The 6,506-nt window shown below is 72.7% G+C and carries 8 protein-coding genes; all 8 read right to left on the reverse strand.

The window, feature by feature from the left end; translation table 11 throughout:
- Positions 1-7: 7 nt before the first annotated feature.
- Positions 8-262, reverse strand: coding sequence for a hypothetical protein (locus ACWCO3_RS29540; protein WP_145781258.1), 255 nt, complete (start codon positions 260-262; stop codon positions 8-10).
- Between the two features lie 28 nt (positions 263-290).
- A complete protein-coding gene (locus ACWCO3_RS29545; RefSeq protein ID WP_269679132.1) occupies positions 291-719 on the reverse strand; it encodes a hypothetical protein in 429 nt (142 codons plus the stop codon).
- Positions 720-736: 17 nt separating this feature from the next.
- Positions 737-1,906: a hypothetical protein gene (locus tag ACWCO3_RS29550; protein ID WP_357836298.1), complete on the reverse strand. Its 1,170-nt coding sequence runs from the start codon at positions 1,904-1,906 to the stop codon at positions 737-739.
- Positions 1,907-1,943: 37 nt separating this feature from the next.
- Positions 1,944-2,885 (reverse strand): hypothetical protein, encoded by a 942-nt coding sequence (locus ACWCO3_RS29555; protein ID WP_357934800.1) that lies wholly within the window; start codon positions 2,883-2,885, stop codon positions 1,944-1,946.
- A gap of 157 nt (positions 2,886-3,042) precedes the next feature.
- Positions 3,043-3,408: a barstar family protein gene (locus ACWCO3_RS29560; RefSeq protein ID WP_450013163.1), complete on the reverse strand. Its 366-nt coding sequence runs from the start codon at positions 3,406-3,408 to the stop codon at positions 3,043-3,045.
- Positions 3,409-3,467: 59 nt separating this feature from the next.
- The gene (locus tag ACWCO3_RS29565) at positions 3,468-3,917 is read right to left on the reverse strand and encodes a ribonuclease domain-containing protein (RefSeq protein ID WP_145781247.1); all 450 of its coding nucleotides are present in this window, start codon (positions 3,915-3,917) and stop codon (positions 3,468-3,470) included.
- Positions 3,918-3,982: 65 nt separating this feature from the next.
- The gene (locus tag ACWCO3_RS29570) at positions 3,983-5,203 is read right to left on the reverse strand and encodes a glycosyltransferase 87 family protein (RefSeq protein WP_450013166.1); all 1,221 of its coding nucleotides are present in this window, start codon (positions 5,201-5,203) and stop codon (positions 3,983-3,985) included.
- On the reverse strand, positions 5,200-6,506 hold a 1,307-nt coding region (gene mptB, locus ACWCO3_RS29575), incomplete at its 5' end, for a polyprenol phosphomannose-dependent alpha 1,6 mannosyltransferase MptB (RefSeq protein WP_450013168.1). The genes mptB and ACWCO3_RS29570, both read right to left, overlap by 4 nt.

The raw sequence follows: 6,506 nt of genomic DNA on the forward strand, positions 1-6,506 counted from the left end.
GCCACCGTCAGACCCGCCCGTCGAGGTGCTCGGCGAGGCGGGCCAACGCCAGGTCGGCGAGCGCGTCCGCGTCGAGGGCGCCGCCGGCCGCGACCACCTCGATCTCCACCGGGAAGTGGTACGCGATGACCGCGCGATCGTCCTCGGCGACCTGCTCGGCCTCCGCCTCGCTGCCGGCGGCCGGCAGCACCAACTCACCCGCGTGCACCAGGGCCAGCCCGGTACGGGTGACCCGGGCGGCACGGCCAGCACCGGTCGCCATTTGCTACCTCCGGTTGATCCTCGTGGGGTTACGGCAGGACGGACTGGTCGCCGGTCTTCGGGTCGACGGTGGCGGCCAGGCTGAAGCCGCTGAAGGTCGCCGCGGGAGCGCCGGAGATGGTGGCGGTGGTCGGGGTGGCGCTGGTGATCAGGCAGTCGCGCAGGACGAAGGACGAGAACGCCCAGTCGTCTCCGGTGTGCTCCAGCAGCGCGATGTCGAACAGCTCTCCGTCGAGGGCCAGCTTGGTGAGCCGGCCGGCGACGTCCCCGATCGCCTTGACGGTCATCGTGAAGTTCATCGACACCGGCGCGTGGATGACACCCATGTGGGTCACCTCGCACGAGTGCAACGCCTCGACGTTGAGCGAGAAGGACGGACTGAACGAGTCGATGGGGCTGATCAGCACCGTCTCGGTGCCCTTGGTGTACTGCACCGCCAGGCGGGTCTTCCACTCCATGGTCTGGTTCCTCCGGGTCAGAACTTGGCCACGAGCGTGACCAGCAGGCGGCTCACGGCCGGGCCGTACGTGACGGTGACGACCAGGTCGACGGTGCGGTCGGCCCGGGCGGCGGTGACGATCGAGGTGTCGGTGGCGGTACGGGCGACCTCGGGGATGGCGAGGATGTCCAGCACCGGGATCTCGATGGTGTAGTCGTCGATCACCGCTTGCCGCTTGAGGGGGCCGAGGATGCCGTCGACCTGGGTCTTCAGCAGCGTCATGCCGGGCTTGGTGATCCGCGCGTCGCCGACCAGGCCGATCAGTCCGGCGCGCAGCATGAACTCGATCTGGTCGAGGGTGCGCACCAGGTCGACGTGCAGCAGGCTGGCGTCGGAGGTGAACAGTCGTCCGTCGGCGAAGTGCAGGCTCTCCCCGGTGATCAGGGTCGGGTCGATGATCGGGGTGAGGTTCGCCTCGGAGAGGCCCTTGATTTCGGCCGGGCTGTACTGCTTGGCCACCGGGATGGCGACTCCACGGATCTTCTTGAGCACGATGCTGTGGTGCACGGGAAGTCCGGCCACGGCGGCCATCGCGGCGGTGGCCGCGTCACCGTCCGCGCCCCGGGCGGCGATCATCACCATCCGGCTGGTGCTGCTCTTGAGCGGGTTCGCGGTGGCGGTGATGTCCGCGACGTAGGTGGGGCTCTTGTCGGTGGCCGGGTTGACCATGGCGAACCCGATCCGCCGCTGGCCGGCCGCGGACATCGTCTCCACGTGCGCCTTGAGGGCGTGCAGTCCGGTGGGCGCGCCCGCGCCGGCGGGGTTGCCGACGCTCGACTCGTTGGCCAGCGACACCATCGTCACGTCGTCGGCGGCTTCCAGACCACCGAGCGCGGCGGCGTAGTCGTCGCCGGCGACCTTGACCCCGTACACCTTGGCCGGGCGCGGGTCCTGCAGGAACGCCAACTCCAACGAGTTGTAGAGGGCGTTGCGGACCACGTTGCCGGCCTGCCGGCGGGCGAAGTTGGTGACCGCGTCGTCGAGGGTCTCGATCCGGACCGGCGTGTTCGCCGGCGCCGAGCCCCCGTCGGCCGTGGACGGCGCCTTGCCCACCACGGCGACGACGCCCGGAGAGCGCTGGGCCAGCGGGGCCGGTGGTGGCACGATCCGGACTTCGATGAACGGGAATGCTGCTGTCGGTGCCACGGGTCCTCCCGGACGAAGTTGCTACTGGTCTGAGTTCTCAGGTCGGGACGGCGGCGAGTCCGATGCCGCTGCGGGCGAGCCACTGGCCGGCCCTCGCGAACCGGGCGGCCCGCTTCTGTGCGTCGGTGCCGGTGTCGCCGCCGGGCCAACCGTCGTCGTCGAACGTCTCGACGGGGACCACCCAGACGGCGACCACCCGGTGTCGTCGCCGGACGTCGTCCGGTGCGGGCACGTCCAGCCCCAACTCCTCGGCGCGGGCCCGCACCAGGCGGGTTTCGACGAGCAGGTCGGCCAGGGAGAAGCCCTTGTCGCGGACCAGCACGGCGGCGGCGAACGGCAGTGGACGCGGGGTGGGTGGGGCGGCCGACGGCGCGGCGTAGCGCAGCTTCACGGTGGCTCCGGCGGCCTGTCCGCGCATCCGTGTCACCAGGTCACCGGCGTTCGTGGCGCCGACACCGGCGAGCAGCCGGTCCAGGTGCGCGTCGGTGAACGCGGCCGGTTGGTGCAGCCCGGCCCGCAGCCGGGTCACCAGCCGCGTACGGCGTTCGGTCTCCAACTGCGCCGGGTCGGCCGGCAACGCGCCCAGGTCGGCGATGATCTGCGGGTCCACGTCGAAAGCGGGCACCGCCACGTCCAGGTCCTCGACCCGGTCCCGGGCGACGCTGGTGCGCACCACCAGACTGCCCCGCCACAACGCGTCGATGCGCAGCGCCGAGCCGCCGAGGCCGTGCAGGCGTACGCGCAACTCGGTACGGGTGGTTCCGCCGGAGCCCAGCCACTCCCCCTCGGCCACGGTGACGGGGGCGGCGGCGAAGCCGAGGGTCAGCTCGTCGAAGACCGCCGCGTACGGCGGCGCGACAGGCATCGCCTCGGTGTCGTACGCGGCCTCGACCAGGTGCGCCAGCGACGCCTCGTCGAAGAGCGACGCGCGGGTGCCTGGGTCGGCCAACCGCACCAGCACCCCGTCGACGAAGTCCACCGCACGGCCTCCCCGTTGCCCGCGCCGGTGCACAGTGCCCGGCTCGGCACGAGGATCGCGAAGGGCCCGTCACCCGAGCGTCACCGCCACCGTCACCGCACCCGCTCACCGCCCCGACTGTCGGGAACTGAGCACCCACACAGGCTCGGGACGGCCGTCAGGTGGTCGGGGCGTCGCGAAGGACGACGCGCAGGGGGTGCGGTGCGGTGGCGGCGAGGTCGCCGAGCACGCTGAGCAGCAGGGCGTACTGACCGGCCGGCTCGTCGACGAGCAACTCGCCGGCGTCGTCGATCAGCAGGGTGAGCGGACCGGTGTCCAGCCGGTCCCGGAGCACGTCGGAGAGGGCGTCCCAGGTGCTCCCCAGGTGAGTCGGCAGGGCCAGCGCACCGGCCAACGCGGCGAAGAGCGCGGGCCGGGTCCGGGTCGCCGCACCGTCCAGCACCACCGCGCCCTGCGCCTGCGGCGCGTCGTCGCGGCACACCGTCAACCAGTCGGGCCACCGCCGGTCGTCCTCGTCGGCCATCACGTGCCTCCTGCTGCACAACTGCGGGGCCGGCCCGGATCGACCGGCCCCGGCGTCGGTCAGAGCCGGTAGAAGTCGGTGTAGTGGTTGGGCGAGAACCAGGTCACCCCGGTGCTGCGGTTCACCACGATGCGGTACGCGTCCCGGGCGGCGCCCTGGGTACGCGGGTAGACGTCGTACTCGTTGTAGGTGGCGTTGGTGGGCAGTTGACCCTCGTAGTTGTAGAACTGGCCGCCGGCGAAGTTGGACTTCCCCCCGCTCCAGGAGTACCAGCCGCGGCTGGTCGGGAAGCCCTTCGCGGCCCAGCCCGAACGGGCGGCGCGGGCGTCGGCGCAGCGACTCATCGTGCAGGAGCTGTAGACCGCCGCCGAGGCGGAGTCGGTCAGTCGGGGGGTCACCACGGACGGACCGACCAGCGCGGCGGCGACCATGACGAGGAGCAGGGCGACTGTGGTGGTACGCCGGCGGATCGCGCCGAGCGTGACCGGCGGGGACACGAGGGTGGACACAGGCTGCCTCCAGACCATCCAGTGCATCGATCTGCGTGATTGTCAGATCGTGCCCAGTCTCGCCTCTAGCGGCCGACGCCAACACCCCCCGGCACCTCAACTGCTCCACAATGCTCGGTTAACCGAGGATGATCCTTCCCCGGATCGGCACGTCCGACCGGAAGCAGCACGAGCATCCCGACACTGACCCAGACGTACGCGTTCGCGCCGAGGAACCCCAGCGGTCCGGCCGACCCGTTGGCGAAGACCCAGACCAGCCCGCTACAGAGCACGACGTACCCGGCGACGCCCGCACGTGCCCGCCGACGGGCCGTCGGGTCGGCCGGCGGCCACGGCAGCGTGGACGCCGCGATCACCACCAGCCCCGGCACCAGCCACACCAGGTGGTGCACCCAGGTGACCGGGCTGACCAGGCACGCGACGACACCTGTCACCGCGAAGCCGGCCCGCTCGTCACCGTTGCGCACCGCCCGGCGTACCCGCGTCGCCCACACCACCAGCACGACGGCGACCAGCGCCACCCACAGCCGCTGGTCCGGGTGCGTCGGGTCGAGCCGGGCGACCACGCCCAGCACTGACTGGTTCGACACGTACGCCAGCCGGCCCACCCGGTCGGTGTCCCACAGCGCCTCGGTGAAGAACGTGCGGGTGGCGTCCGGCGCGAGCGCCGCCGTGACAGTGGTGGCGGCGACGGCGGTGCCGATGGCCGTGGCGGCGGCCCGCCAGCGCCCGCTGACCAGCAGATAACCGATGAAGACCGCCGGGGTGAGCTTGACCGCGGCGGCCAGCCCGGTCCCGACTCCGGCCAGCCGACTGCCCCGCTCCACCAACCACAGGTCCAGGTAGACCAGCGCCACCAGCACCAGGTTGACCTGCCCGAAGCTGACCGTGTCCCGCACCGGGTTCAGCCCGGCCAGCAGGCAGCACGACAGCGCGAGCGCGTACCAGCGGCTCCACCCGTGGCGTCGGGCCACCGGGTCCACGAGCAGGTGCAGCAGGAATGCGACGGCCAGCGCGGTGAGCAGCAGGTTCGCCACGATCGTCGGGTACCAGGCCAGTGCCGCCATCGGCAGCATGCTGACGGCGGCGAACGGCGGGTAGGTGAAGCCGTACCCGTTGCCGGTGGTCCACTGGTACAGGTCGCCGCCGCGTACCCAGTGCCCGACCGCACCGTGGTAGACGCCGACGTCGAACCAACCCCGGTGCCCGGGGAGCACCGCGATCGCCACCGTGAGGACGACGGCCAGCACCGCCACCGTCGCCGCCCGACGCCGGTTGGCACTCATCGGGCCACCCGCACGGCAGCCGGTGGCAGCAGCAGGCGCAGTGATCCGACAGCGAGCAGCCCGACCAGCACCCCGGCGGCGGCCAGCACCGCCTGCGCCGCGTCCGGTCCGAATCCACTGGGCAGGGCCACGAACGCGAGCACCACCGCCCCCAGCGCCGCCGCCGGCCGGGCCCGCCCGTGCGCCGCCGCCGCGATTAAGACCAGACCCCAGAGCGCGTACCAGGGCCGGGTCGCCGGGCCGAGCAGCGCCGCCGCCAGCAGCACCAACCCCAGCGCGTACGCCGGGCCGAGCCGCCGCCGATGCCACCACGCGGCGACCGCCACGGCCAGTGCGGCGACCACCCCCAGCGCCAGGCAGAGCCGCATCGGGGCGTCGCCCAGGTGCAGACCGGACCGTCCGGCCGCCCGCAGCGCCACCCGACCGAGCGCGCTCGAGATCGACCAACTGTGCCGGTACATCGGGGTGCCGAGTGCGCCGACCCACCCGTACCCCATGCCGGTGGCCCAGGTGACCGCGGCGGCGGTGCCCACCGCGACGCCGGCCGTGCGTGCCACCGAGGTCGGGAGCCCGCGGTGACGCGCGGCGAGCGAGACGACCACCAGCAGCGCGACCACCGCCGGCACCTTGACCAGCGCGGCGAGGGTGACCAGCACTGTCGCCGCGCCGTAGCGGTGCTCGAAGGCGAGGCTGAGCCCGGCCACCAGCAGGCCCAGCATCACCGCCTCGTTGTGCGCGCCGGCGATGAGATGCAACGGTACGAGAGGGTTGAGCACGCCCAGCCAGAGTGCGGCCGACGGGTCGACGCTACAGTGCCGGGCCAGCCGGGGCAGGTACGCCACCAGCAGCGCCACCCCGGCCACCGCCACCAGACGAAGGCCGAGCACACCCAGCACCAGCTTGCCGCCTGTCACACCACTGACGACGGCCGCCACGGCGAGGAACACCGGCCCGTACGGCGCGGGGGTCTGCTGCCACATCTGCGGCACCTCGGCAGCCAACGCACCACCCAACTGGGTCACCCCGTGCCGGTAGACGTCGATGTCGGCGAGGACCATCGCCCCCTGCGCCAGGTAGCTGTACGCGTCCCTGCTGAACAGCGGCGGCGCCACCAGCAGCGGTCCCGCCCAGCAGGCCAGCGTGAGCGCGGCGGACCGCCGGTCGACGACCTCGTCGGGTGCCCGCCCCGCCCACCACCAGGCGGCGACGAGGAGGGTCAGGCCGGCGTACCCGCAGATCAGCCCCGGCCCCGCGAGCTGCCGCAACGCGCTCCACCAGGCGGCGTGCGCGCCGACGGGCAGCG

The organism is Micromonospora sp. NPDC002411 (genome assembly GCF_053592955.1).